Below are 1,452 nucleotides of genomic sequence, written 5' to 3'. Positions count from 1 at the left end.
CACATAGTGAACATATTGATTTCACCCCAAACAATTCCTGACCCCACCCAAATTTGATAATTTTCATGAGAATAATTATCAGCAATATTTGTTGCAATAGGTTCAAACTTTTCTTGTATTTTAATTACAGATTTGTATAAATTGCAACATTCATCAGCAAATTTTTCATATTTAGTAAACTCACTATTATTCCACAAAAGTCTTAGAGTAATAAGGTAAAATTTAAAATATGTATGCGTCATCCCTGGGATTTCAGATACAATAATATAATCGGATTTTCTAGCTAACGGGCAATCATTTGATCCCACTAAAGAAATAACTTTCGCCCCTCTTTCCCTACAATAATCACAAGCTGCCAAAGTTTCTGGAGTATCACCTGATTTACTTCCGGTTATAACTAATGTATGCTCGTCAATCCATGTTGGTTGTTCAACTAGCATATCTGCTCCATTCATCAATATACATTCTAAAGCTGAATAATCATCAAATATTTTCTTCACAGACATTAATTCAAAGATTGTACCACCAATACCTGTCAAAACCACTCTAGACACTCCAATTTTATAAATATCATCTACAGTTTTTTCAATACAAGATCTTAACTCATACACCTCATTTCCTTCTCTTAAAAATTCATTGACATCATAATTATACATACCATTTCTCCTTTCTTTATCAACCACTTACAATTATATTATACCAGCTTAATCTTATAACGCAACCACTTTTTTTATTTTTTTACCAAATTTATTGTTTAAATAAAACCCTATACATCATGTAACACTTTCATATTCAATTATGTATATTGTGTTTTTATTTTATTAATTTGCTTTATTCCATATTATACCGTGGATTAGAAAAACAATTATAAATACGTATCATATTTATTAAAAAATATAACTTACTAACAAAATCCATATGATATTAATACAATAATATTAGATTATAATTATTTTTGGTTTTTATTGAAAAGATTTGGTTCTTAATATATAATTAGTATAGTAAACTAATTAAGAAAGGCTGATTATATGATAAATGATGAAAATATTATTGCTGAAGAAATCATGTTTTATATAACCAATAATAAATTTCAACCAGGAGACAAATTACCTAGTGAAAGATTTTTCTCTGATTTATTTTCTGTTTCAAGATTTTCATTACGAAAAGCGTTAAAACAATTAATTAATAATGAATATTTATATGTTAAAGATAAAAGTGGATATTATTATTGTGGCGATAAAGAAAAAGTAGATATTAGAAATATATCCTCATTATTTGAAAAAGACAATAAAAAAAGGCATAATCTACTATTTAGACATATACTGGCAACAAAAAAAATAGCAAAACGTCTTAACATAGAAGAATCTACCCAAATTATGCAATCCATATTACTATATAACTACACATCAGATCATACTTCAATTTTAAATATATATATGTTTTGTAACTCAT

2 protein-coding genes are annotated in these 1,452 nt (G+C 26.2%); one reads left to right on the top strand and one right to left on the bottom strand.

The annotated features are described in order from the left end of the window. A partial coding sequence (locus GPX08_RS04875) for an SIS domain-containing protein (protein ID WP_156625721.1) occupies window positions 1–656 on the bottom strand: 656 nt, incomplete at its 3' end. Between the two features lie 372 nt (window positions 657–1,028). On the opposite strand from GPX08_RS04875, the gene GPX08_RS04870 reads away from it, so the two are divergent. Beyond that, the coding region (locus GPX08_RS04870) for a GntR family transcriptional regulator (protein ID WP_156625720.1) at window positions 1,029–1,452 on the top strand (424 nt) is incomplete at its 3' end.

Source organism: Clostridium tertium, assembly GCF_902652255.1.
GTDB lineage: Bacteria > Bacillota > Clostridia > Clostridiales > Clostridiaceae > Clostridium > Clostridium tertium_A.
Note: the sequence above shows the minus strand (reverse complement) of the source record. Positions and strands in the feature narration are given on the sequence as shown.